12 protein-coding genes are annotated in these 26035 nt (G+C 70.5%); 1 reads left to right on the forward strand and 11 read right to left on the reverse strand.

Annotated features, from left to right (window positions below):
• Positions 1–99: 99 nt before the first annotated feature.
• Complete coding sequence (gene putA, locus ACBY01_RS03100) at positions 100–3201, reverse strand: bifunctional proline dehydrogenase/L-glutamate gamma-semialdehyde dehydrogenase PutA (protein ID WP_416459305.1); 3102 nt, start codon at positions 3199–3201, stop codon at positions 100–102.
• A 144-nt stretch (positions 3202–3345) separates the two neighbouring features.
• Here putA and ACBY01_RS03105 point away from each other — a divergent pair, with 144 nt between their 5' ends.
• Positions 3346–3789 (forward strand): Lrp/AsnC ligand binding domain-containing protein, encoded by a 444-nt coding sequence (locus ACBY01_RS03105; RefSeq protein WP_416459306.1) that lies wholly within the window; start codon positions 3346–3348, stop codon positions 3787–3789.
• A gap of 199 nt (positions 3790–3988) precedes the next feature.
• On the opposite strand, the gene glgA is transcribed toward ACBY01_RS03105, so the two are convergent.
• From glgA to ACBY01_RS03155, 10 genes are all read right to left on the reverse strand, one after another.
• Positions 3989–5425 (reverse strand): glycogen synthase GlgA, encoded by a 1437-nt coding sequence (gene glgA / locus ACBY01_RS03110; protein ID WP_416459307.1) that lies wholly within the window; start codon positions 5423–5425, stop codon positions 3989–3991.
• Entirely contained in the window at positions 5422–6678 is a 1257-nt protein-coding gene (gene glgC, locus ACBY01_RS03115; protein WP_416459356.1) for a glucose-1-phosphate adenylyltransferase, read from the reverse strand. Before glgC ends, glgA begins: the two co-directional genes overlap by 4 nt.
• Before the next feature lie 63 nt (positions 6679–6741).
• Positions 6742–9141, reverse strand: a complete 2400-nt coding sequence (locus ACBY01_RS03120; protein WP_416459308.1) for a glycogen/starch/alpha-glucan phosphorylase — start codon at positions 9139–9141, stop codon at positions 6742–6744.
• A 55-nt stretch (positions 9142–9196) separates the two neighbouring features.
• Positions 9197–11656: a malto-oligosyltrehalose synthase gene (treY, locus tag ACBY01_RS03125; RefSeq protein ID WP_416459309.1), complete on the reverse strand. Its 2460-nt coding sequence runs from the start codon at positions 11654–11656 to the stop codon at positions 9197–9199.
• Entirely contained in the window at positions 11653–13644 is a 1992-nt protein-coding gene (gene malQ / locus ACBY01_RS03130; protein ID WP_416459310.1) for a 4-alpha-glucanotransferase, read from the reverse strand. The genes treY and malQ overlap by 4 nt, the downstream gene beginning before the upstream one ends.
• Positions 13641–15353 carry a malto-oligosyltrehalose trehalohydrolase gene (gene treZ, locus ACBY01_RS03135; RefSeq protein ID WP_416459311.1) on the reverse strand — a complete coding sequence of 571 codons (1713 nt, stop codon included), beginning with the start codon at positions 15351–15353 and terminating at the stop codon, positions 13641–13643. The genes malQ and treZ overlap by 4 nt, the downstream gene beginning before the upstream one ends.
• A complete protein-coding gene (gene glgX, locus ACBY01_RS03140; RefSeq protein ID WP_416459312.1) occupies positions 15350–17488 on the reverse strand; it encodes a glycogen debranching protein GlgX in 2139 nt (712 codons plus the stop codon). The genes treZ and glgX overlap by 4 nt, the downstream gene beginning before the upstream one ends.
• A complete protein-coding gene (glgB, locus tag ACBY01_RS03145; RefSeq protein WP_416459313.1) occupies positions 17485–19671 on the reverse strand; it encodes a 1,4-alpha-glucan branching protein GlgB in 2187 nt (728 codons plus the stop codon). Before glgB ends, glgX begins: the two co-directional genes overlap by 4 nt.
• The gene (gene treS / locus ACBY01_RS03150) at positions 19668–22901 is read right to left on the reverse strand and encodes a maltose alpha-D-glucosyltransferase (RefSeq protein WP_416459314.1); all 3234 of its coding nucleotides are present in this window, start codon (positions 22899–22901) and stop codon (positions 19668–19670) included. Before treS ends, glgB begins: the two co-directional genes overlap by 4 nt.
• Positions 22898–25996, reverse strand: coding sequence for a maltotransferase domain-containing protein (locus ACBY01_RS03155; protein ID WP_416459315.1), 3099 nt, complete (start codon positions 25994–25996; stop codon positions 22898–22900). The genes treS and ACBY01_RS03155 overlap by 4 nt, the downstream gene beginning before the upstream one ends.
• Positions 25997–26035: the final 39 nt, after the last annotated feature.

The raw sequence follows: 26035 nt of genomic DNA on the forward strand, positions 1-26035 counted from the left end.
TATCTCGATACGAGCCCTCGATACGCGGCGGCGCCGCACCTCGGTCTTTACTCGATACGAACGAGTGGGGGAGGGAAAGGGGGAGGGCCCCCCGGCCCATCAAAGGTTCAGCAGCGCCGGATCGCCGCCCTGCGCGGTGATGTTCACCGACACCGCGCGCTCGGTCGCGTAGCGTAGCAGCGCGTGGGGGCCGCCCGCCTTGGGGCCGGTGCCCGACAGGCCCTCGCCGCCGAACGGCTGCACGCCGACCACCGCGCCGATGATCGAGCGGTTCACATAGACGTTGCCCGCCGGCACCAGGTCGCGGACCTGCTCGGCGAAGCGTTCGATGCGGCTGTGGATGCCCAGCGTCAGCGCATAGCCGGTGGCGGCGAGCTGACGGCCGATGCTCTCCAGCTCGTCGGCGCGATAGCGGTAGACGTGCAGGATCGGCCCGAACACTTCCTTGGCGAGGAAGTCGGCGCGCGGCACCTCGGCCAGCACCGGGCCGAAGAAGCTGCCGCGCGTTCCCCAAACGCCGGGGTCGAGGCGCTTGAGGATCGTCGCCTCGCGCGCCAGCCGCTCGGCGTGTTGCTCCAGCATCGCCTGCGCCTCGCCGTCGATCACCGGGCCGACATCGGTGCTGGCCTCGGCCGGGTCGCCGATCACCAGCGTGTCGAGCGCGTCGACCAGCGTCGTAATCAGCTCGTCGGCGGACTCTTCCGGCACGAACAGCAGCCGCAGCGCCGAGCAGCGTTGCCCCGCCGAACCCACCGCGGAGACGATCACGTCGTCGACCACCTGTTCCTTTAACGCCGTGGTGTCGACGAACATCGCGTTCAACCCGCCGGTCTCGGCGATGAACGGCAGGATCGGACCCTTGCGGTCGGCGAGCTGGCGGTTGATCGCCCAGGCGGTCTCGGTGCCGCCGGTGAACGCCACGCCGTGCACCAGCGGATGGCCGACCAGCGCCGCGCCGACTGTCGCGCCGTCGCCCGGCACCAGCGCGAGCACGTCCGGGTCGAGCCCGGCGCGGTGGAACAGCCGCACCGCCTCGGCCGCCACCAGCGGGGTCTGCTCGGCGGGCTTGGCGAGCACGGCGTTGCCGGCGGCCAGTGCGGCGGCAATCTGGCCGGTGAAGATCGCCAGCGGGAAGTTCCACGGGCTGATGCACACGAAGGTGCCGCGCCCGCGCAGTTCGAGGTGGTTGGTCTCGCCGACGGGGCCGGTGAGCGGCTGGAGACCGCAGAACTGCTTTTCGGCAAGATGCGCATAGTAGCGGCAGAAGTCGACCGCCTCGCGGACCTCGGCGACGCCGTCGTTGAGCGTCTTGCCCGCCTCGCGCGCCAGCAGCGCGACGAAGCGGTCCATCTCCGCCTCCAACGCGTCGCCCATCGCACGCAGCACGGCCGCACGACCGGCGCCGCCCTTGCGGTCCCATGCCGGCTGCGCGGCGCGGGCGGTACGAGCGGCGCGGTCGATGTCGGCTTCGGTGGCTTCGCTGACCGCGCCGATCAGCTTGCTGCGGTCGACCGGGCTGGTCATCGGCTGCGGTCCGGTGCCGGCGAGCAGCGTGCCGCCGACGATCGGCCCGGCGGCGATGGTGTCGGCTGCGCCCAGTTCGGCGGCATGGCGCGCGGCGGCGCGCTCGCTGTCGCGGCTATAGTCGCGGCCGAGCGGATTGCGCCGCGTTGCGCCATAGAGGTCGCCCGGCACCGGCAGGCGCGGGTGGCGCCCCGGCTGCGCCTGTGCCGCGGCGACCGGATCGCCCACCACCGTCTCGGCCGGAACGCGCTCGTCGAGCAGCGCGTGGACGAAGCTGGTGTTGGCGCCGTTCTCCAGAAGCCGGCGGACCAGATAGGGCAGCAGCTCCTCATGCCCGCCGACGGGCGCATAGGCGCGCAGGGTGAAGCGGTTGCCGGCCGAGCGGTACAGCGCCTCGCCCATGCCGTGCAGCCGCTGGTGCTCGATGCGCACACCGGCGCGGTCGGCCATGCGGCGCACCGCCGCCAGCGTATGGGCATTGTGGGTTGCGAACTGCGGATAGAGGCTGGGCGCGGCGCGGATCAGCTGCTCGGCGCAGACCAGATAGGAGAGGTCGGTCGCCGGCTTGGTGGTGAACACCGGATAGTCGGGCCGGCCGCCGACCTGCGACCGCTTGATCTCGCTGTCCCAATAGGCGCCCTTGACCAGCCGCACCATCAGCCGCCGGCCGCTCGATTGCGCCAGCGCCTCGAGCCCGGCGATCACCGCCCGCCCGCGCTTCTGATACGCCTGAACCACCACGCCCAGCCCGGTCCAGTCGCCCAGCGCTGGCTCGCGCACCAGCTGCTCGACGAGTTTCAGCGACAGCACCAGCCGCTCCGATTCCTCGGCGTCGATCGCGAGATTGAGGTCGTGCCGGGCGGCGATCGTCGCCAGCCGCACCACGCGCGGGTAGAGCTCGTCCCACACCCGCGCTTCCTGCACGGCCTCGTAGCGCGGGCACAGCGCCGACAGCTTGACCGAAACGCCGTGGCCGTCCTCGGGCGAGAGGTCGGCGCCGCGGGCGCGGCCGACCGTCTCAATCGCCTCGGCATAGATGTGCTCGTAGCGCTCGGCATCCTCGGCGGTGCGCGCGCCTTCGCCCAGCATGTCGAACGAGCAGAGATAGCCCTCGCGCTTGGCCCGGGCGAGCGCGCCCTCGATGGTGCGGCCCAGCACGAACTGCTCGCCCATCATCTTGACCGCGGCGCCCACCGCCTGGCGGATCACCGGCTCGCCGACCCGCGCCGCCAGCCGCTTCGCCCAGCCCGACAAGTCGCGCCGCGCCTCTTCGTCCACGTCGATCAGCTTGCCGGTCAGCATCAGCCCCCAGGTCGAGGCGTTGACGAACAGGCTGTCGGAGCCGCCGAGATGGCTTGCCCAGTCGGCCGATCCGATCTTCTCGGCGATCAGCCGGTCGCGCGTCTCGGCGTCCGGCGTGCGCAGCAGCGCCTCGGCCAGGCACATCAGCGCCAGGCCCTCCTTGGTGCCGAGCGAGAATTCCTGCAGGAAGCTTTCGACCACACCCTGCTTGCGGGTGGAGGCGCGCGCCGCCTTCACCAGCGCGACCGCGTCTGCACCGACCGCCGAGCGCTCCTCCAGCGACAGCGGCACCGCGCGCAGCAGCTCGGCGACCGTCTCCTCCTCATCCTGATACTGCAGGGCGTCGAGGTGGTTCCAGTCGAACGAACGAAGCATGAAGGCACTCCGGCAGCGGGTTTTCGGCAAGATCTGTTTCGCCGACTAGGCGAATCCCGACCGATTGTGCTTTGCATTTCGTGGGCGCGGGCCGAAGCCTCGGACCCTAATGGCTGCTTGGGCGAAGGATCTTCAGTGGACGCGATGGACCGAAAGCTGCTGCGCGTGCTGCAGGAGGACGGGCGGATCACCAACCAGGCGCTCGCCGAGCGCTGCGGGCTGTCGCCGGCGGCGTGCTTCGACCGGGTCAAGCGGCTGCGCGCGACCGGCGTCATCACCGGCTACACCGCGCTGCTCGACCCCGGCCAACTCGACCGCGCGCTGATGATCTTCGTCGAGGTGCTGCTCGATCGCACCACCGACGACGCCTTCGCCGCCTTCGCCGAGCACGTCCGCCGCGTGCCCGAGGTGCTGGAATGCCACATGGTCGCCGGCGGGTTCGACTATCTGCTCAAGGTGCGGGTGGCGGACATGGCGGCGTACCGCGCCTTCCTGGGCGACACGCTGGTGGCGATGCCGGGGATTCGCGAGACGCGGACCTACGCAGTGCTGGAGGAGGTGAAGGCGACGACGCGGTTGCCGTTGTAGGAGGCGCGCTGCTTCACAACCCGCGCTCCACCCACCCCCATTCATCCCGAGTAGCCGTAGAGGTGCGGCGCAGCCGCGTATCGAGACGGCGTATCGAGGGAGGGTGGCTGGGAGGTACCTCGATACGAGCCCTCGACATGCCCCTGCGGGGCTGCTCGGTCTCTACTCGGCACGAACGGGTGGGGGGTGAGAGGGGGCCTTACCCCAACAATGCCCGATACAGCGCCGCGTACTTCGCCCCGCTGTTCCGCCACGAGAAATTCGCCGCCATCCCGCGCCCCTGGATCTGCCGCCAGCGGTCCCGATCCCGATACAGCGCCACCGTCCGCGCGATCGCGCCGCGCAGCGCGTCCGGCGTCACGCCGTCGAACTGCACCCCCGTCGCCACCCCGGCGTCGAGCGCGGCGACATTGGCGTCGATCACCGTATCCGCCAGCCCGCCGGTGCGCGCCACCACGGGCACGCAGCCATAGGCGAGGCCGTAGAGCTGGGTCAGCCCGCACGGCTCGAAGCGCGAAGGGATCAGGATCGCGTCTGCGCCGCCCTGCAGCAGGTGCGACAGCGGCTCGTCATAGCCGATTTGCACGCCGATGCGGCCGGGGTGGCGTTCGGCCGCAGCGCGAAACGCCTGTTCCAGCGCGGCGTCGCCCGAGCCGAGCATCGCCAGCCGGCCGCCCATCGCGACCAGCTCGTCGAGCAGCCCCGCGAGCACGTCCATGCCCTTCTGCCAGGTCAGCCGGCTCACCACGGTGAAGATCGGCCCTTCGCCCGACAGGCCGAAGCGTTGCTCGACCGCGCGCGTGTTGGCGCGGCGCGCGTCAAGACTGTCGGCGGTGTAGGGTGCCGCGAGCAGCGGGTCGGTCGCCGGGTTCCACACCGCCGGATCGATGCCGTTGAGGATGCCGGTGACGCGGGCGCCGCGCGACGAAATCAGCCCCTCCAGCCCCATGCCGAACGCCGGCCGGCGGATCTCCCCGGCATAGGTCGGGCTGACGGTGGTGATCGCGTCCGCCGCCCACAGTCCCGCCTTGAGTAGGCCGAGATTGCCGTAATATTCGACGCCCTCGATCCCCCAGGCGTGCGGCGGCAGGCCCAGTTCGCCGAACACGCCGGCGTCGAAGCTCCCCTGGAAGGCGATGTTGTGGATCGTCGCGACGCTCTTCACGCGATGCGGTTCGGGGGCGAAGCGCAGATAGGCGGGTGCCAGCCCGGCCTGCCAGTCATGGGCGTGGAGCAGGTCGAAGGCGCGATCGCCGGCAGCGCCGCGCGCGACCTCGGCGGCGGCGCGGGAGAGCGCGGCGAAACGGCGCCAGTTGTCGGGCCAGTCGCGGCCGCGCGCGTCGGCATAGGGACCGCCGTCGCGCGCGAACAGCCGCGGCGCGTCGAGCACCAGCAGCGGCCGGTCGCCCAGCGTGCCGGCGAGCAACCGCGCCTCCACCCCCAGCAGATCGCCCCAGCGGTGGACGACCCGCGCCTCGCCGACGTGCGCCAGCACCGCGGCATAGCCCGGCAGCAGCGTGGTGGTGGCGACGCCGTGCGGCGCGAGCGCGTCGGGGAGCGCGCCGACCACGTCGGCAAGCCCGCCGGTCTTGACGAGCGGATAGGCTTCGGACGCGACCGACAGCGCGCGGATCATGCCAGCCGGTCGATCATCGGCTGGGTGATGAGGCACACGCCATTGTCGGTGCGGCGGAAGCGGCGGGCGTCGAGCTCCGGATCCTCGCCCACCACCAGCCCGTCGGGAATGCGCACCCCGGCGTCGACCACCACCTTGGTTAGCCGCGCGTTGCGGGCGATGTGGCAGCGCGGGAGGATCACCGCCTGCTCCAGCGTCGCGAAGCTGTGCGCGCGCACGCCGGTGAAGACGAGGCTGTTGTGGATCGACGCGCCCGAGATGATGCAGTCGCCCGAGATCAGCGAGCTGATCGCCTCGCCTCGGCGGCCGTCCTCGTCGTGGACGAACTTGGCCGGGGGCGTCACCTCCGAATAGGTCCAAAGCGGCCAGCTGTGGTCGTAGAGGTCGAGCTTGGGCACCACGTCGGTCAGGTCGATGTTGGCTTCCCAGTAGGCATCCACGGTGCCGACGTCGCGCCAATAGGCCTCGCGCTCCTCGGGCGCGCGGACGCAGGAGTCGGAGAAGCGGTGCGCCACCGCGTTCCCGTGCCGGACCAGATACGGGATGATGTCCTTGCCGAAGTCGCGCGCCGACTGGGGATCGGCGGCGTCGCGGCGCAGCTGCTCGATCAGCAGGCGGGTGTTGAAGACGTAGATGCCCATCGACGCCAGCGCGACGTCCGGGCGGCCCGGCATCGCCGGCGGGTCGGCGGGCTTTTCGACGAAATCGGTGATGCGGTCGTTCGCGTCGACCGCCATCACGCCGAACCCACTCGCCTCCAGCCGCGGTACCTCCATGCACGCGACCGTCACGTCGGCGCCGGAGTCGCAATGCTGGCGGAGCATCAGCTCGTAATCCATCTTGTAGATGTGGTCGCCCGCCAGGATGACCATATACTCGGGCGCGTAGCTCTCGATGATGTCGATGTTCTGGAACACCGCGTCGGCGGTGCCCTCGTACCATTGCGACTCGCTGACTCGCTGCGAGGCGGGGAGGATGTCGAACCCCTCGTTGCGCTCGGCCCGCAGGAAGTTCCACCCGCCCTGCAGGTGGCGGATCAGCGAATGCGCCTTGTACTGGGTGGCGACGCCGATGCGGCGGATGCCCGAGTTGATCGCGTTGGACAGCGCGAAGTCGATGATGCGCGACTTGCCGCCGAAATAGACGGCGGGCTTGGCGCGGACGTCGGTGAGCTCCGCCAGCCGGCTGCCGCGTCCGCCTGCGAGCACATAGGCCATGGCATCGCGTGCCAATGGCTGCCCGCGCCTCTCGATCATCGGTCCTCTCCCGTCGTTCCGTTATGGTTGCTTAACGATTAAGATGTCGTTCGGGTTCGTTCAGGCGACGCGCCAGATCTCGCGGGCATAGTCGCGGATCGTCCGGTCGGACGAGAACCACCCCATGTTGGCGACGTTGCGGATCGCCGCCGCCTGCCAGCCGGCGGGGTCGCGCCAGCGCCGGTCCACCTCGCGCTGCGCGGCGGCGTAGCTGTCGAAGTCCGCGGCCAGGAAGAAGCGGTCGTGGTCGTAGAGCTCGCCGACCAGCCCGGCATAGCGGCCGGGATCGTCGGGCGAGAACACGCCGCCGGCGATCGCCGACAGCGCCTGCGACAGCGCGGGGCTGGCATCGATCGCCTCGCGCGGGCGATAGTCGCGGCTGCGCTCGGCCACCTGCTCGGCCGTGAGCCCGAAGATGACGATGTTGTCGTCGCCCACCCGGTCCTTGATCTCGACGTTGGCGCCGTCGAGCGTGCCGATGGTGAGCGCACCGTTGAGCGCCAGCTTCATGTTGCCGGTGCCGGACGCTTCCATGCCCGCCGTGGAGATCTGCTCCGACAGGTCGGCCGCCGGCATGATGCGCTCGGCGAGCGACACGTTGTAGTTGGGCAGGAAGGCCACCTTCAGCAGCCCGCCGACCGCCGGGTCGGCGTTGATCCGCCGCGCAATGTCGTTGGCCAGCTTGATGATCAGCTTGGCGTTCCAGTAGCTCGGCGCCGCCTTGCCGGCGAACAGCTTGACCCGCGGCACCCAGTCGCGCTCGGGATGGCTGCGGATCTGGTCGTAGAGCGCGACCGTCTCGATCAGGTTGAGCAGTTGGCGCTTGTATTCGTGGATGCGCTTCACCTGCACGTCGAACAGCGCGTCGGGGTCGAGCGACAGGCCCATTTCGACGTGGATATGCTCGGCGAGCGCGACCTTGTTGGCGCGCTTCACCTGGCCGAAGCGGTCGCGGAAGCCCGCGTCCTCCGCAAAGGGTGCGAGCGCCGCGAGCTTGCCGGCATCGTCCTTGAACGCCGGGCCGATCGCATCGGCGATCAGCGCGGTCAGCCCGGGATTGCACTCGTGCAGCCAGCGGCGCGGGGTGATGCCGTTGGTCTTGTTGTTGATCCGCTCCGGGTAGAGGCGGTGGAGATCGGCGAATACCGTCTTCTTCATCAGCTCGGTGTGGAGGGCGGCGACGCCGTTGATGCTGTGGGCGCCGGCGAAGGCGAGATTGGCCATCCGCACCCGCCGCTCGCTGCCCTCGTCGATCAGGCTGATCGCCGCGATCGCGCGATCGTCGATCCCCGGCGTCTCGCGCGCTTCCTTCAGCAGCTTGGCGTTGATCGCATAGACCAGCTGCATGTGGCGCGGCAGCAGCCGTTCGAACAGCGGCAGCGGCCAGCTCTCCAGCGCCTCGGGCAGCAGCGTGTGATTGGTGTAGCCGAAGGTCGCGCGCGCGATGTCCCACGCCTCGTCGAACGCGACGTCGTGATGGTCGACCAGCAGCCGCATCAGCTCCGCCACCGCCACCGCCGGGTGGGTGTCGTTGAGCTGGATCGCCGCCTTTTCCGGCAGGGTGGTGATGTCGCCGACATATTGCATGTGGCGGCGCACGATGTCCTGGATCGAGGCGGAGGAGAAGAAATACTCCTGGCGCAGCCGCAACTCCTGGCCGGCCGGCGTCGAATCCGCCGGATAGAGCACCCGCACCAGCGTCTCGGCCGCGAGCTGGCCCGCGAGCGCGCCCTGGTGGTCGCCGGCGTTGAACCGGTCGAGCCGGATCGGGTCGAGCGCGCGCGCGGTCCACAGCCGCAGCGTATTCACCCGCCGCCCGCGCCAGCCGACCACCGGCGTGTCGACCGCCATCGCTTCCAGCCCCTCGGCCGGCTTCCAGTGGACGCGGCCCGCGTCGTTGCCGACCACCTCGCCGCCGAAGCCGACGAAATAGGCGCTCTCGCGCCGCTCGAACTCCCAGGGATTGCCGTGGGCGAGCCAGGTCTCGGGCAGCTCGACCTGCCAGCCCTCGTCGATGCGCTGGCGGAACATGCCGTTCACATAGCGGATGCCATAGCCATAGGCGGGGAGGTCGAGGCTCGCGAGGCTTTCCATGAAGCAGGCGGCGAGCCGGCCGAGCCCACCGTTGCCGAGTGCGGCATCCGGCTCGATTTCCTCGATCGCGGCGAGGTCGACGCCGACTTCCTCCAGCGCGTCGCGCACCTCGGCATCGCAGCCCAAGTTGGCGAGCGCGTCGCGCAGCAGCCGGCCGATCAGGAACTCCAGGCTGAGATAATAGACCCGCTTCGCGCCCGAGGCATGGGCCGTGCGCGTCGATTCCATCCAGCGATCGATGATCGTGTTGCGCAGCGTCAGGATGGTCGCTGCCAGCCAGTCGTGCGGGTGGGCGGCGCGTTCGTCCTTGCCGATGCGGTGCTTGAGGGTGTCGACGATCTGCGCGGCAAGCGGGGAAAGGGTCATGGGTGCGCCGTAGGAGAGGACGGGGACCCGATCTCTATCGCGCAATCGCCCGCTGTCATTGCGGAAAGATGCGGATCGCGATCGGCTCGTCGCACAGCAGCGTCGCGATTTGGGTCTCCGCACCGTCGGGCGCGCCCTCCAGCGCGGTGTCGCCCCACCAGTCGCGGGACGGCGCCGGCCGGTCGGTGCCGGCCGTGGCGGCGGCGGTCCGCAGCGCCACCACCGCGAGCAGCGTGGTGTCGCCGCGGGTGCGGGTGAAGGCGAGGACGTGCTCGGCCCGCGCGCCCCGCACCGCCAGCGCGCGATAGTCGCCGGCCGCGAACAGCGTCGGATGCGTACGGCGCAGCTCGAGCAGCCGGGCGAGCAGCGCCAGCTTCTCGCCGCCCGGCGCGGGGTCGGCAAGCAGCCGCTCGCGCAGGGCATAGTCGACGGGGCGGCGGTTGTCGGGATCGACGAGGCTGAAGTCGGGCAGTTCGGTGCCCTGATAGCAGTCGGGCACGCCCGGCACGGTGTAGCGCAGCGCCACCTGCGCGAGCGAATTGGCGCGCGCCGGCGCGTCGGTGGTTGCGAGGAAGCCGGCGAGGTCGGCGAGGAAGCTCGCGGACTTGGCGGGATCGAGCAGCGCGCGCACCAGCGCCTCGGCCGCGCCTTCGTAGGTCGCGTTGGGGGCTTCCCAGGACGAGCGCAGCTTGGCCTCGCGCAGCGCCTTTTGCTGCCAGGCGACGACGCGCTCGGCGAAGGCGGACAGGCCCGCGGTGTCGTCGGCTGCCAGCCCGTCGGGCCAGGCACCGAACAGCGTCTGGAACAGCATGTAGACGTCGCCCGGATCGACCCCCTCGGCATGCGGGGCGGCCATCGCGTGCCAGCGCAGCACCGTCTCGCGCCACAAGTCGGGCAGCTCGCTCAGCACCGCCAGCCGCGCGCGCACGTCCTCGCCGCGCTTGTGGTCGTGGGTGGCGGTGGCGAGCATGCCGGCGGGGAAGCGCTCGGCGCGCCCTTCCGCATCGGCGTGAAACTCGGCGATGGTGGCGGCGAAGCGCGTCGCGTCGAAGCCGACGTCGTTGCGCGAGAGCAGCCGGCCATAGCGGTAGAAGGCGGTGTCCTCGACGGCCTTGGCTGCGATCGGGGCGGAGAGCTGCTGGAAGCGGCGCACCGCGTCTGCCGCCAGCTCTGCGCCGCCCGGTCCGGTGCCGGCGAGCCAGTCGAGCACGCGGTCGACCACCGCTTCCTCGCCCGGCGGCACATGGGCGGCGACGCGGCTGCGCGCGATCTCGCGGATTTCGGCATCGCTTTCCGGCGCAGCATCGCCGGTGCCGTAGGTGCGATAGACGGGGAACACCCACAGCAGCCGCTCGATCGCACGGCGCAGCATGCCGCCGGTCACGCCGGCGGTCTCGGGCGTGGAGGCGGCAAGCGCCCGGAACGCCTCGACGCAGCGCGTCAGCTGGCCTTCGAACGCCCAGGCGAGCATGTGGCGGCGCGCCTCCAGCTCCTCGGCCTCGAAATCCGCCGGGCGCCCGCTGATCTCTTCCCACAGCCGGTCAAGCGGCGCTTCGCCCTCGGGCGCGTGGAGCAGGGCTGCGACTTCCTCCATGAAGTCGTAGCCGCTGGTGCCGTCGACGCCCCAGTCGCCCGACAGCGGCTCGCCCGCGCCCAGGATCTTCTCGATCACGAAATAGGCCGGGCCCGGCGGCGCGTCGGCTGGCCGCTCGCAGGCGTCGAGCCGTTCGCGCAGGAGGCGACAATAGCCGGCAGGGTCGGTCAGGCCGTCGACATGGTCGACGCGGACGCCGTCGATCAGCCCCTCGGCATAGAGGCGCAAGGGGAGCGTGTGGGTCGCCTCGAACACCTCCGGTTCCTCGGCGCGCAGGCCGGCGAGTTCGCTTACCGTGAAGAAGCGGCGCCAGTTGAGGTCGTCGTTGGCAGTTCGCCACGAGGCCAGGCGATAGTGCTGGCGTTCCAGCACCGCGCGGATTTCGGCGGCGTCGCTGGTGGCGCCGCCGGCCTGGTCCTCGTCGCGCAACGGGAAGCGGTGCTCGCCGTAGGCGCACACGAAGCGCTTGCCGTCCTCCTCGACGATCGCCAGCGCTCCTTGGTCGAGCGCTTCGGGGAGCGGAGAGCCGAGCACCGGCAGCAGCACCGGCTCGCGCCAATCGATGTCGAAGAAGCGCGCGTAGGCGCTGTGCTGGCCACGGGCGAGCACGTCCATCCACCAGCCGTTCTCGCCGCCGACGACGCCCATGTGGTTGGGGACGATGTCGATGATGACGCCCATGCCGCGGGCGCGCAGCGCCGCCACGAGCGTACGAAACGCCTCCTCGCCGCCTAGCTCGGGGTTGATCCGGGTCGGGTCGACCACGTCGTAACCGTGCGTCGAGCCGCTGCGCGCGGTCGTGATCGGCGAGGCGTAGACGTGGCTCACCCCCAGCCGTTCGAGATACGGCACCAGCGCCTCGGCATCGGCGAAGGTGAAGTCGCGGTGGAACTGGAAGCGATAGGTGGCGCGGGGGGTCATCCGTTCCTCACGGTGTTGATGCGGGCGACGCGCCGGGCGACCTCGGGTCGGGCAAGCAGGTCGGGGGTGGGCGCCGGCATGCGGCGGCGCCAGTTGGGGTGCTCGTCGATGGTGCCGGGCAGGTTGGGCTGTTCCTCGGCACCGATCAGGTCCTCGATCGGCAGGATCGCGAGTTCGCAGGGCGTGCTAGCGACGAAATCGAGTGCCGCATCGACAGCGGGGACGGGGTCGTCGGCGGCCGGCTCAGGCGCTTGCGCGGCGCCTGCCTCCGTGAGCGCCTGCCACAGCAGCGTGCGTTCCTCGCCGCGGGTCGCGCGCTCGTCCGCCTCGACGGCGTCCTCGCGGGTGCGGCCGAGCCGCCAGTTCCAGTCAAGGTCGCGCTCGGCCCACCAGCCGGCGACGGTGGCGAGATCGTGCGTGCCGGTCATCGCGGCGGCTTCGGGCGACCAATTCTCGGCGGGAATGAACCCGTCCTCGTCGCGCTCGAACGGCAGCACGCGCATGCCGAGCATGCCGCGCTCGTCCATCTTGGGCCGGAAGCCCTCAGGCACCGTGCCCAGATCCTCGCCGATCACCACGGCGCTGGCGCGATGCGATTCGATCGCCAGCACGCGCAGCATGTCGTCGAGCGGCATCGTGAGATAGGCGCCGTCGCGCGGTGACGCACCCTCGGGCACCACCCACAGCCGCCGCAGCCCCAGCGCATGGTCGATGCGGATGCCGCCGGCATGGTCGAGCGCCGCGCGCAGCGTCGCGATGTACGGCTCGAAGCCGGTGCGCTGGAGCGCGCGCGGGGAAAAGCCGGTGATGCCCCAGCTCTGTCCCTCCGGCCCGAGCAGGTCGGGCGGGGCGCCGAGCGACAGTCCGGTGAGCAGGTCGTCGCGCCGGCTCCACGCATGGCTGCCGCCGCCGTCCATGCCCACCGCCAGGTCGGCGATCAGCCCCAGCGCCATGCCGCCATCGGTCGCGGCGCGCTGCGCGGTGTCGAGGCTGCGCTTCGCCAGCCACTGGCAGAACAGGTAGAAGTCGACTTCTTGCCGGTGTTCGGCTGCGAAGCGCGCGACCGCCTCGCCGGCCGGATCGTGGAACGCGGCGGGCCAGCCCTGCCAGCCAGTGGCGCCGCTCTCGCCGAAGAAATGCGCGTGCAGCGCGTCGAAGCGCGCGTGGCGCAGCAGTTCGTCGCCGCCCTCGGCGGCATAGGCGGCGACCTCGGCCCGCACCGCGTCGCTCCGCGCGGCAAAGGCGGCGCGCAACTGGCGCAGCCGGGCGGGGATCGCGGCGTTCCAGTCGATCAGGTCAGGGGACGCGGCCTCATCGACGGGATGCCCGGCAAGCGCGGGATCGGCGTAGAGGATGTTGAGAAACAGCCGACTCGACGGCGCATAGGGGCTGTAGCGGCTGGGATCGGCCGGGAAGAGCGCGTGCACCGGGCTGATCGCCAGCGCGTCGGCACCGGCGGCGGCGAAGCTGCGCGCGGTCTCGCCTAAGCTACCGAAGTCGCCGAACGCACGGGGGGTGGTGTCGCGCAGGCCAGCGATCTGCACCGCCGGTCCCCACAGCCGCTTGCCGCCCGCGGCATCGGCGACGCCGAAGCAGCGGCGGGGCGCAATCGCGAGGCGGAGGACGCGATCGCCCTGCACCAGCCGATGATAGCCCGGCACGTCGATCGCGGGCAGGCGCCGCCCGTCGATCCGCAGCGACCGGCGGCTGCCGTCCTCCAGCTCCAGCTCGGCCGCACCCGCGGCGAGGCAGCCGGCGGGCAGCGGCACCGGCGTGCCGACGTCGGCGGAGACGAAGCTGCACGCGGTCGCTTGGTCCTGCAGTCGGCGGCGGCTCTCGGAGATCGCGCTCGCGCTGTCGGCGGGCAGGTCGAGCGCGGCGAGCACCTTCACCAGCGCCGCATCGGCGACTTGCTGCGGCTCGCCGGCGTAATCCTCCCAGTCGATCTGCAGCCCGGCGTCGGTGGCGAGGGCGTGGAGCGGGCTCATACCTCCATCCAGACGGCGACGCTCGGCCCGGCGCCCGGCTCGCCGCGCGCGAACAGCGGCTCGGCGAGGTTCGGGAAGGCAACCGCCGCGTCGCCCAGGTTGAGCGCGATCGTCAGCGTCGCATCGTCGCCCATCCGCCAGCGCGCAACCACCGCCGCGTCGCCGATCGCCTCGGCACCTAGGCTCTGCGCGCCCTTCAGCCGCGGTACGATGTGCGCGTGGCGCAGGGCGAGCAGCTCGGCATAGAGCGCGCGGCACTCGGCCGCGGCCGGGCCGGGCTCGGGACGCGACTGGTCGAAGGTGCTGCGCGCGTTGGGATCGGGGATCCGCGCGCGCGCCTCCGGATCGGCAAACGCCGCGAACTTCGCGAACTCCTTGCGCCGCCCCTCGCGCACCGCGTCGGCGAGTTCGTCGTGGAAGTCGGTGAAGAACAGGAACGGCGCCTCGCTGCCCTCGCTGTCGCCCATGAACAGCAGCGGGATCTGCGGGCCGAGCAGCAGCAGCGCGGTCGCCGCGCGCAGCTTGTCCGGGTCGGCGAGCAGCGTCAGCCGCTCGCCCATCGCGCGGTTGCCGATCTGGTCGTGGTTCTGGAGGAACGAGACGAACGCGCTCGGCGGCAGGTGGTCGCTGGGCATGCCGCGCGGCTTGCCGTCGTGGTTGGGCGAGCCCTGGCCCTGGTAGATGAAGCCCTCGGCCAGGCAGCGCGCGAGCCGCTCGGCCGGCTGCTCGGCGAAATCGGCGTAATAGGCGCTGGTCTCGCCGGTCAGCAGCACGTGCAGCACGTTGTGGAAGTCGTCGTTCCACTGCGCGTCGTAGCGGCCGGGAGAGAGCCGGTCGGCGTCGTTGCTTTCGTTCTCCAGCACCAGATGGACGTGCCGGTTGGGGCCGACGCTTTCGCGCAGCTCGGCCGCCATCGCGTCGAGGAAACCGGGGTTGCCGATCGCATGGACCGCGTCGAAGCGCAGCCCGTCGATGCGATACTCCTCCAGCCACATGCGCGCATTGTCGACAAAGAAGCGGTGCACCGGCTCGGCATCGACCGCCACCGCGCCGCCCCAAGGGGTGTGCACGTCGGTGTGGAAGAAGCCGCCGGCATAGGCGCCCAGGTAATTTCCGTCGGGTCCGAAGTGGTTGTAGACCACGTCCAGGAACACCATCAGCCCCAGCCCATGGGCGCGGTCGACCAGCGCCTTCAGGTCTTCCGGGCTGCCATAGGCTTCGGCCGGGGCATAGGGGAGCACCCCGTCATAGCCCCAGTTGCGGGTGCCGCCGAATGCGTTGACCGGCATCAGCTCGATCGCGGTAACGCCCAGCTCGGCGAGCGCCGGCAGCCGTTCGGCAACCCCGGCAAAGCCGCCGAGCACGCCGGCATGGACCTCCTCGATCACCGCCTCTTCCCACGGCCGTCCGCGCCACTCGGGCGTGGTCCAGCGATAGGCTTGCGGGTCGACCACCACGCTCCAGCCGTGGACGCCGCCCGCCTGCGCGCGCGACGCGGGATCGGGCACCGCCAGGTCGGCGTCGAGCCGGAAACGATAGCGAGCGCCAGCACCCACCGGCGCTTCGGCAGCAAACCAGCCGTCGTCGGCACGCATCATCGCGACCGCGTCGCCGCCGTCGATCTCCAGCGTCACCGCGTCGCGATCGGGCGTCCACAGGCGAAAGCGGGTGCGGTCGGCGGCGACCGGCGTGGCGCCCCAGGCGCTCACGCGGGCTGCTCTTCCGGCGCGGGCTCGGTCTCCGGTTCGGCGATGTCGGCGATCCAGCGGATCAGCGCCGCACCCTGCGGGGCGACCTCATAGGAATTGCCGACCTCGAATGCGGTCTCGCCGGGCTTGGCGCTGTCGACCAGCACGGTGCGGGGCACGTCGGGGGCGGGCAGGTGGAAGGTGATCGCGTCGCCCGATGCGTTGAGCAGCAGCGTCATCGCCTCGATCCGGCCGTCCTCGATCACGCGCGCGCGGCGCATCACCAGCGCGCGGCCTTCGGGGTTGTTCCAATCCTCCGAGCTCAGCGGCTGGCCGCGCTCGTCCCACCATTCCAGGTCGTTGATCTCGGTGCCCGGCAGCTTGTCGGCATAGAGGAAGCTCTGCGGCCGCAGCAGCTCGTGCTCGTGGCGCAGCGCGATCAGCCGTGCGGTGAAGTCGAACAGCGCCTTGCCTTCGGGCGTGTCGCGCTTGCTCCAGTCGACCCAGCCGATCGGGTTGTCCTGGCAATAGGCGTTGTTGTTGCCGCCCTGGCTGCGCCCGAACTCGTCGCCCGCCAGCAGCAGCGGCGTGCCGAGCGAGGTGAACAGCGTGGTGAGCATCGAACGCATCACCCGCTGGCGCGCGTCGTTGATCGCTTCGTTGTCGGTCGGACCCTCGACGCCCCAGTTGCGCGAGTAGTTCTCGCTGTGGCCGTCGCGATTGTCCTCGCCGTTCGCCTCGTTGTGGCGCTGTTCGTAGGCGACGGTATCGGCGAGCGTGAAGCCGTCGTGCACCGCCAGCGCGTTGACGCTCGCCCAGGGGCGCCGCGCGCGGCGGTCGAACAGGTCGCTTGATCCCGACATGCGCGCGGCCAGCTCGCCGCGCATCGACGAGTCGCCGCGCCAGTATTTGCGCACGCCGTCGCGGTACTTGTCGTTCCACTCGGCGAAACCGGGCGGGAAGTTGCCGAGCTGGTAGCCGCCGGGGCCGATGTCCCAGGGTTCGGTCGACAGCTTCAGACGACCCAGGATGGGGTCCTGGCGGATCACGTCGAAGAAGGCCGCGCCGGGGTTGAAGCCATGCTCCTCGCGGCCGAGCGTCAGCCCCAGGTCGAAGCGGAAGCCGTCGATCCCGAACGACGTCGCCCAATAGCGCAAGCTGTCCGCCACCATCTGGATGACGCGCGCCTTTTCCAGGTTGAGCGTGTTGCCCGTGCCGGTGTCGTTGATCGCATAGCGCGGATTGTCGCGGACGTGGCGGTAGTAGGTCGCGTTGTCGAGGCCGCGCCACGACATCGTCGGGCCGCGTTCGGAGCCTTCGCAGGTGTGGTTGTAGACCACGTCCATGATGACCTCGAGCCCGGCGGCGTGCAGGCGGCGCACCGCCAGGCGCAGCTCGTTGTGACTGTTGCCGGCGAAGAACTGCTGCTCGGGCGCGAAATAGCTGAGGGTGTTGTACCCCCAATAGTTGCGCAGACCCTTTTCCTGCAGGAAGCGGTCCTGCACGAACGCGTGGATCGGCATGAGCTCGATCGCGGTCACGCCCAGCCGCTTGAGGTGGTCGATCACCCGCGGGTGGCTGAGCGCCGCAAAGGTGCCGCGCTCGGGCGGGGAAACTTCCTCGAACAACTTGGTGAGACCCTTGGCGTGCGCCTCGTAGATCACCGTGTCCGACCAGGGGGTGTTCGGGCGGGTGTCGCCCGACCAGTCGAAATGCGTGTCGACGACCACGCCCTTGGGCATGGCGGGCGCGCTGTCGCGACGGTCGAAGCTCAGATCCTCACGGCGCGAGCGCACCTGATAGCCGTGCAGCGCGTCGGTCCAACGGACCTCGCCGTGCAGCTGCTTGGCGTAGGGGTCGAGCAGCAGCTTGTTCGGGTTGAAGCGGTGGCCTTCCTCGGGCGCATAGCGGCCATAGGCGCGGTAGCCGTAGAGGAGGCCCGGCCGCGCGTCGGGCAGGTAGCCGTGCCAGACCTCGTCGGTCCATTCGGTCAGTTCATAGCGCTTGATCTCGCGCCGGCCGGTCGGCTCGAAGATGCACAGCTCGATCTTCTCGGCGTTGGCGGAAAACACGGCGAAATTGACGCCCAGGCCGTCGAAGGTGGCGCCGAGCGGATAGGGCGAACCGGCTTCGAGCCGGTCGGGCAGATTGTTCAACGAGGACCCCCTTCGTACCGAAGCACCACCGCCGCAAGCGGGGGCAGCACGACGTCCGCGCTGGCCGGCTGGCCGTGGTGCGACGACGTCGAAGCGGTAATCGCTCCACCATTGCCGATGTTCCCGCCGCCGTAGATTTCCGCGTCGCTGTTCAGCACTTCGCGCCACTGGCCGGCACGCGGCAGGCCGACGCGATAGCCGTGGCGCGGCTCCGGCGACATGTTGACCAGCACCACGCAGGGGGCGGCGCGGCCCTCGCCGTAGCGGGCGTAGACGAACACGCTGTTCTCGGCATCGTCGCCAACGATCCAGTCGAACCCGGCCGGATCGGCATCGCGGGCATGGAGCGCGGGCTCGGCCGCGTAGAGCGTGTTGAGGTCGCGCACCAGCCGCTGGATCGCGGCATGATCGGGCCGGTCGAGCAGCTCCCACGGCAGCTGCGCGTCGTGGTTCCACTCGGTGTCCTGAGCAAGCTCGCCACCCATGAACAGCAGCTTCTTGCCCGGATGCGTCCACATGAAGCCGAAGTACGCCCGCAGCGTCGCCAGCTGGCGCCAGCGGTCGCCCGGCATCTTGCCGAGCAGCGAACCCTTGCCGTGGACCACCTCGTCATGGCTGAGCGGCAGCACGAACTTTTCGGAAAAGGCGTAGACCAGCCCGAAGGTCAGCTCGCCGTGGTGCCAGCGGCGGTACATGGGGTCGCGTTCGACATACTGGAGCGTGTCGTGCATCCAGCCCATGTTCCACTTGTAGGTGAAGCCGAGGCCCCCCTGGTGGACGGGGGCGGTGACGCCGGGCCAGGCGGTCGACTCCTCGGCCAGCGTGATCGCGCCGGGGCAGCGTTCGGCGACCAGCGCGTTCATGCGCTTGAGGAACTCGACCGATTCGAGGTTCTCGCGCCCGCCGTGGATGTTGGGCACCCATTCGCCGGCGTTGCGGCTGTAGTCGCGGTAGAGCATCGACGCGACCGCATCGACGCGCAGCCCGTCGATGTGGAAGGTCTCCAGCCACCACAGTGCCGAGGCGAGCAGGAACCCCGCCACCTCGCGCCGACCGAGGTTGTAGATCAGCGTGTTCCAGTCCTGGTGGAATCCCTCGCGCGGGTCGGCATGCTCGTAGAGGTGCGTGCCGTCGAACTGGGCCAGGCCGTGCGCGTCGGTCGGGAAGTGCGCGGGCACCCAGTCCAGGATCACGCCAATGCCGGCGCGGTGGCAGGCGTCGACGAAGCCGGCGAACTCCTCCGGCGAGCCGAAGCGTGCCGAGGGCGCGAACTGCGACAGCGGCTGGTATCCCCAGGAGCCGCCGAACGGATGCTCCATGATCGGCAGCAGCTCGACATGGGTGAAGCCCATGTCGGCGACGTACGGGATCAGCCGCTCGCTCAAGCCCTGCCAATCGAGCGTGCCCTGCGCATCGCCGTCGGGGCGCAGCCACGACCCGGCATGCACTTCGTAGATCGACAGCGGTGCGTCGGGGGCCTGGCGCTTGCCGCGCTCGGCCATCCAGTCGGCATCGTGCCAGCGATAGTCGGCAGTCGCCGCGACGATCGATCCGGTCGCGGGCGGCGCCTCGGTCCGGCGGGCGAGCGGGTCGGCCTTCTGCACGACCTGTCCGTCGGCGCCGAGAATCTCGAACTTGTAATGCGCGCCCGCGCCGATGCGCGGCACGAACAGCTCCCACACACCGGCGCCGTGATGGCGGCGCATCGGGTTGCGGCGGCCGTCCCAGCCGTTGAAGTCGCCGATCACCGACACCCGGCGCGCGTTGGGCGCCCATAGCGCGAACACGACGCCCTCGACCCCCTCGACGACGCGCGGCTGCGCGCCGAACACGCGCGCGAGGTCCCAGTGGCGCCCTTCGTTGAACAGGTGGAGGTCGAGGTCGCCGAGCACCGGGCCGAAGCCATAGGCATCCTCGGTCTCCTGCACCCAGCCGCCCGGCCAGCGGATCGCGAGAGCATAGGGCACGTCCTCGGCGAGCGTGCCGGTCCACAGCCCGTCGTCTTGGGTCAGCTCGCCGAGCGGGCGGCGGTCGTCGCGCGCGACCAGCGCCACGGCTTCGGCGCCCGGCTGGTAGCTGCGGACGGTGCGGCCTCCCTCCGTATCGTGCACGCCGAGCAGCGCGAAGGGATCGTCGAGTGTTCCGGCGCGCAGCGCGCCTGCGAGTGCGGCGGCGTCGATCATGCGAGTTCCTCGTTGCGCAGGCGGGCGGCGGCGCGGGCAAGTCCCAGCGCCGGCACGGCCAGCCAGTCAGGCCGGTTGGCGGCCTCGTACGCGACCTCATAGGCCGCCTTTTCGAGCAGGAAGAGGTCGAGCAGCGGATCGCCCGCCTCCGCCATCGGAGCCCCGCCGGCCTCGGCCGTCGCCTCGGCATAGCCGGCGAGGAACGCCTCGGCGGCGAGATTGCCGAACGCGGCATAGCGTTCGCCGGCACGCGCCTCGTCGCGCTCGCCGGTGGCGGGCAGATTGCGCTCGGCGACCGCGGCGGCATAGTCGAACGAGCGCAGCACGCCCGCGACGTCGCGCAGCGCCAGGTCCTTGGCGCGGCGCTCGGCGAGCGGCTTCGCGGGCTCGCCCTCGAAGTCGATCAGCATCACGTCGCTGCCGGTCACCAGCACCTGGCCCAGGTGGAGATCGCCGTGAATGCGGGTGCGGGCACGCCCCTCGGCGGTGCGGGCGACCGCGCCGACCCGCTCCATCAGCGCCGCGCGCTGGTCGAGCAGCGTCGCGACCGCCGTATCCGCTTCCTCGCTGTCGAGCGACAGGCCCTCCAGCATCAGCAGCGCGCGGTCGAGCTGCCCCGCCACGCGTGCGCCGAGCCGGTCGGCGTCCGCCGCGGACATCGGCTCGGGCGCGAAGGCCGCGTCGTCGCTGTCCTGCGCCAGCACCGCGTGCATCTCCCCCAACCGCCGGCCGAAGTTCGACGCGAAGTTGCGGTAGTTGGAGAAGCTCGCATTCTCGTCGGTGGCGAGGCGTTCGAGCACGCCCAGCGTCCACTGCCAGCCGTCGCCCTGATTGTAGACGAACGCCTGCGCCAGCATCAGCAGCGTCTCGCGATCGTCCTCTACCCGCTTCACCGTGCCGAGCATCGGCGGCACGTTGGCGAAGCCGTGCTCGGTCAGGTAGCGCACCATCTCGACATCCGGATGGATGCCCGGCGCGACCTTGCGCAGCAGCTTGAGCACTGCGCGCTGGCCCAGCACCAGCGTCGAGTTCGACTGTTCGGCCGCCAGCCATTCGGGCTCGGCATCCGGCTCCAGATCGAAGCCGTCGAAGCCAGTGAAGCGCAGGTCGCCGCCGTCCTCCAGCGGGACGGTCGTGCCGTCGCGGAACGCCTGCACCACCGACCGGCCGAAACCTTCGAGTGCGAAGCCGTCGGTCAGCAGGCCGACGGTGCGGCCGCGCCGGACGCGGGCGAGCGCCAGGTTGGAAGCGAACGGCCCGACGCTTTCGCCTTCCCAGGCGATGCCCAGCGGCAGCGTGTAGAGGGCGGTGCCGCTGTCGGTCGCGACCTCGACCTCGCTGAGCAGCAGGTCGTCGGCATGGGGCAGCGGCGTCGCGCGGACCAGCCGCACGCCGTCGATCGCCTCGTCCTTGGCGCCGAACCAGCGGCGATGCGGCACATAGGCGGGCAGCACATCCTTTTCGAGCACGCCGCGGTTGGCGCCCAGCGCCACGTCCGCGAGCGCGGGGCGCAGCACGAAGGTGTAGCGCTCGACCTCGCTCGCCGGAGCACCACTCGCCCAGCTCGGCGCCTCCTCGTCGGAGGCGAGGCGGAACCACAGGAAGCCATAGGGCGGCAGCGTCAGCAGATAGGGAAGCTGGCCGACCTTGGGGAAGGGGGTGCTGCCGAGCAGTTCGACCGGCGTGCGCCCCTCGAACTCGTGCAGGTCGAGCTCCACCGCCTGTGCGGTGCGGCCGAGGTTGGCGACGCACAGGATGGTGTCGCCCTCATGCTCGCGCAGATAGGCCAGCACCTTGCGGTTGGCGGGGCGCAGGAAGCGCTGGCTGCCGCGGCCGAACGCCTGATACTGGCCGCGCACCGCCAGCATCCGCTTGAGCCAGTTGAGCAGCGAGTGGCGGTCGCGCTCCTGCGCCTCCACGTTCACCGCCTGGTATCCGTAGAGCGGGTCCATGATCGCCGGCAGCGCCAGGCTGGGCGGATCGGCGCGGGAGAAGCCGCCGTTGCGGTCGGGCGACCATTGCATCGGCGTGCGCACGCCGTCGCGGTCGCCCAGGAAGATGTTGTCGCCCATGCCGATCTCGTCGCCGTAATAGAGCACGGGGGTGCCCGGCATGGTCAGCAGCAGCGCGTTCATCAGCTCGACGCGGCGCCGGTCGCGCTCCATCAGCGGCGCGAGCCGGCGACGGATGCCCAGGTTGATGCGCGCGCGCCGATCGGCGGCATAGGTGTTCCACAGGTAATCGCGCTCGGCATCGGTCACCATTTCGAGCGTCAGCTCGTCATGGTTGCGCAGGAAGATCGCCCATTGGCAGTTCTCGGGGATCTCCGGCGTCTGCCGCATGATGTCGGTGATCGGGAAGCGATCCTCCTGCGCCACCGCCATGTACATGCGCGGCATCAGCGGGAAGTGGAACGCCATGTGGCATTCGTCGCCCTGCTCGCCGAAGTACTGCTGGGTGTCCTCCGGCCACATGTTCGCCTCGGCGAGCAGCATCCGGTCGGGATAGTGCGCGTCGAGGTCGGCGCGGATCTTCTTCAGGACGTCGTGGGTCTCGGACAGGTTCTCGTTCGAGGTGCCGTCGCGCTCGATCAGATAGGGGATCGCGTCGAGCCGCAGCCCGTCGACACCCAAGTCGAGCCAGAAGTGCATGACCGACAGCACTTCCTTCAGCACCTCGGGATTGTCGAAGTTCAGGTCGGGCTGGTGGCTGTAGAAGCGGTGCCAGAAATACTGCCCGGCAACCTCGTCCCAGGTCCAGTTGGACTTTTCGGTATCGAGGAAGATGATCCGCGTGCCCGAATAGATCTTGTCGTCGTCCGACCACACGTACCAGTCGCGCTCGGGCGATCCCTTGGGCGCGTTGCGGGCGCGCTGGAACCAGGGGTGCTGGTCCGAGGTGTGGTTGATGACCAGTTCGGTGATGACGCGCATGCCGCGCTCGTGCGCCGCGGCGATGAAGTCGCGCGCGTCGTCCATCGTGCCGTAATCGGGGCTGACGTCGCGATACTCGGCGATGTCATAGCCGTCGTCGCGCCGGGGCGAGGGGTAGAAGGGCAGCAGCCACAGCGTGTTGACGCCCAGGTCGGCGAGATAGTCGAGCTTCGACATCAGCCCCTTGAAGTCGCCGATCCCGTCGTTGTTGGAATCGAAGAACGACTTCACGTGCAGCTGGTAGATGACCGCATCCTTGTACCAGAGCGGATCCTGGTCGGGGGCGGCGGCGGTCATGCGAAGTCTCCGGGGGCGATACGCCAGATGCGATAGGGTTGATCGGGGTCGAGGCGGATGTGCTGGTGCTTGCCGTGCCAGCGGAAGCGATGGCCGCCGGCGAGGTCCTCCACGGCGACGCTGCCGTCGTCTGGGATGCCGAACTCCCACAGCGGCAGTTCGAACGCGGCGTCCTGCCCATGGTGCGGGTCCATGTTGACCATCACCAGCAGCATCTCGCTGCCGTCGGGGGCGGGCTTGGCGTAGAAGATCACCCGGTCGTTGTGCGCGGGCAGGAAGCGGGTGTTGAGGTGCGTCTGCAACGCGGGATGCGCCCTGCGCAGACGGTTGAGCAGCGTGATGTCGCCGATGATGTTGCCCGGCGCCTGCCAGTCGCGCGGCTTGACGATGTACTTCTCGGAATCGAAATACTCTTCCTTGCCCGGCACCGGATCGGCCTCGCACAGCTCGAAGCCGGAATAGACGCCGAACAGTCCCGACAGCGTGGCCGCCAGCACCGCGCGGATGCGGAAGCCCGGCCGGCCCGAGGTCTGCAGGAACACCGGGTTGATGTCCGGCGTGTTGACGAAGAAGTGCGGCCGGTAGAATTCCTTGGGCGCGGTCGTCGTCAGCTCGGTGACGTAGTCGATCAGCCCCTGCTTGTCGTCGCGCCAGGTGAAATAGGTGTAGCTCTGCGAGAAGCCAATCTTGCCGAGCCGGTACATCATCGACGGGCGCGTGAACGCCTCCGCCAGGAAGATGACGTCGGGGTGCTCGGCGCGCACCTCGCCGATCATCCATTCCCAGAAGGGCAACGGCTTGGTGTGCGGATTGTCGACGCGGAAGGTCTTCACGCCACGTTCGACCCAGAGCAGGATCACGTCGCGCAACCCTGTCCACAGTCCCGGAATCGCGTCCGGGCCGTAGAAGTCGACGTTGACGATGTCCTGATACTTCTTGGGCGGGTTCTCGGCGTACTTCATCGATCCGTCGGGCCGCCATGCGAACCAGCCGGGATGCTCGGTCAGCCAGGGATGGTCGGGCGAGGCCTGGATCGCGAAGTCGAGCGCGATCTCCAGCCCGTGCGCGCGCGCCGCCTCGACCAGCCGGGCGAAGTCCTCGGGCGTGCCCAGCTGCGGATGGATCGCGTCGTGCCCACCCTCGGCGCTGCCGATCGCATAGGGGCTGCCGGGATCGTCCGGGCCGGCGGTCAGCGTGTTGTTCGGGCCCTTGCGATGGGTGCGCCCGATCGGGTGGATCGGCGGGAAGTAGAGCGTGTCGAAGCCCATGTCGCGCACCGCGGGCAACCGCGCGATCACGTCGTCGAAAGTGCCGTGGCGGCTCGCGTCCTCGGTCTGCGAGCGCGGGAACAGCTCGTACCAGCTGGAAAAACGCGCCGCGAGGCGCTCGGCATCGACGATCTGCGGTTCGGAGCGCAGCCGGTGCGGGCGGTCGTCGGCCGCGTCCATCAGCGCGGCGAGTTCGGGCGAGAGCAGCAGCGACGCGCTGTCCTCGCCGGCCTTCTCCAGCCGCTTCTGCCAGTCGGCGAGCGTCGTGCGCGCCTCGCCCTGCGACCGCGCCACCGCCTCGGCGACCAGCGCGCGGCCCTCGGCATGGTCGACCGGCTGGGCGACACCGGCGTCGAGCTTCTTGGTGAAGTCGCGCCGGAAGCCGCCGAAGCGATCCAGCCAGCCCTCCACCGCATATTCGTAGCGGCCGAGCCGTTCGAGCGGGAAGCCGCCGCGCCACAGGTCGTTGGGGTGCTGCGTCATGCGCGCGACGCGCCAGCGGGTTTCGTCCGCCGCACGCCAGTGCAGCTCGACCGCGAGCTGTTCGTGCCCGTCGGTGAACACCGTCGCCTCGACGGCGACCTGCTCGCCGACGACGCGCTTGACCGGGAAGGCGCCGCCGTCGACGCGCGGGTGGAGGTCCTCGACCACCAGCCGCGGCGAGGCGGTACCGGCGCGGATCGCGTCGGCGGCCACGGTGCTGCGGATCGCGGTGGCGCGGCGGGCGGTCATCAGCCGCACCTCGCCGCCGGCGAGCGGCGCGTCGGCATCGCCGCCCGTTCCGAGCGGGGAGAAGCCGTCGAACGCCGCGCCCATAAATTCGCGCACCGCCTCCGGAGCGGGGAGCGGCTGGGGCGTGTCGGTGCGGTTGACCAGCACCAGCAGCGCCGCGCTCGCATCGCGCACGTCGCCGGTGTCGGCACGCAGCAGCACGCCGACCGGCGCCTGCGGGCCGGTGAGCGGCCGCATCTCGCCGGCGAAATCCTCGGCCTGCCGGGCGATGTCGAGCGCGTGGCGCACCGCCTGCGCAGCATCGCCGCCGGCGGCGAACAGCGCGGCGGGCACGATCAGGCCGTTGGCGGTCGCCGCCGCGGTCGCGAGCGTGCGGGCAAGCCCGGCGGGCGCGTCGGCATCGCCACCGGCCTCGGCCGTGACTTCGGCGAGCAGCGGCGCCTGATCGCGGAGTTCCTCATATTCCTCGATCAGCCAGCGCGCGCGCAGGTCCCACCAGCCGAAGGAGGAGGGGATCGCATCGAGCCCGGCATCGGCGAGCGCGCGCACCTGCGGCCGCGACAGATCGGGCGCTCCGGCCAGAAACTGCGTATCCGCATGGCGTTCGCGCACCTGCCCGAGCAGCTGCGCCAGCGTCTCGGACGGGATGCGGTCGGCACCCAGCAGCCGGAAACCGGCGACGCCCGCCTCCACCAGCGCCGACAGCCGCTCGACCAGCATCGGCAGCAGCAGCGCCGCGGCCTCGGGCGTGCTCAGCCGCGCCCGCGCTTCGCCGGTGGCGCGGGCAGGCGCACGCGGGTCGACCACCGCGCCGCCGCTGCCCGCGCGACGGATCGCAAACGCCTGCGGGTGGCTGGAGACCAGCGCATGGTCGACCGGTACGCGGTCAAGCGGCAGCGCGACCAGCAGCGCCAGCCCCGCGGCGTCGCACGCCTTCGGCAACGCTGCCGGCACCAGCTCCGCATCGCCGAGGATCGGCGCATCCGGGTTCCACAGCACGCCGTCGAAGCCGGCCGCCGCGGCATCGGCAAGCAGCTGCTGGGGAGCGGGCGAAGAGGGGGCAAGCGACAGGAGGCGACGGGCGAGTTGCGGCAAAAGCGACCTCCAAGTTTTCGGTATCTACAGGGTTAACAA

Source organism: Sphingomonas mangrovi (assembly GCF_047975845.1).
Lineage (GTDB): Bacteria > Pseudomonadota > Alphaproteobacteria > Sphingomonadales > Sphingomonadaceae > Sphingomonas.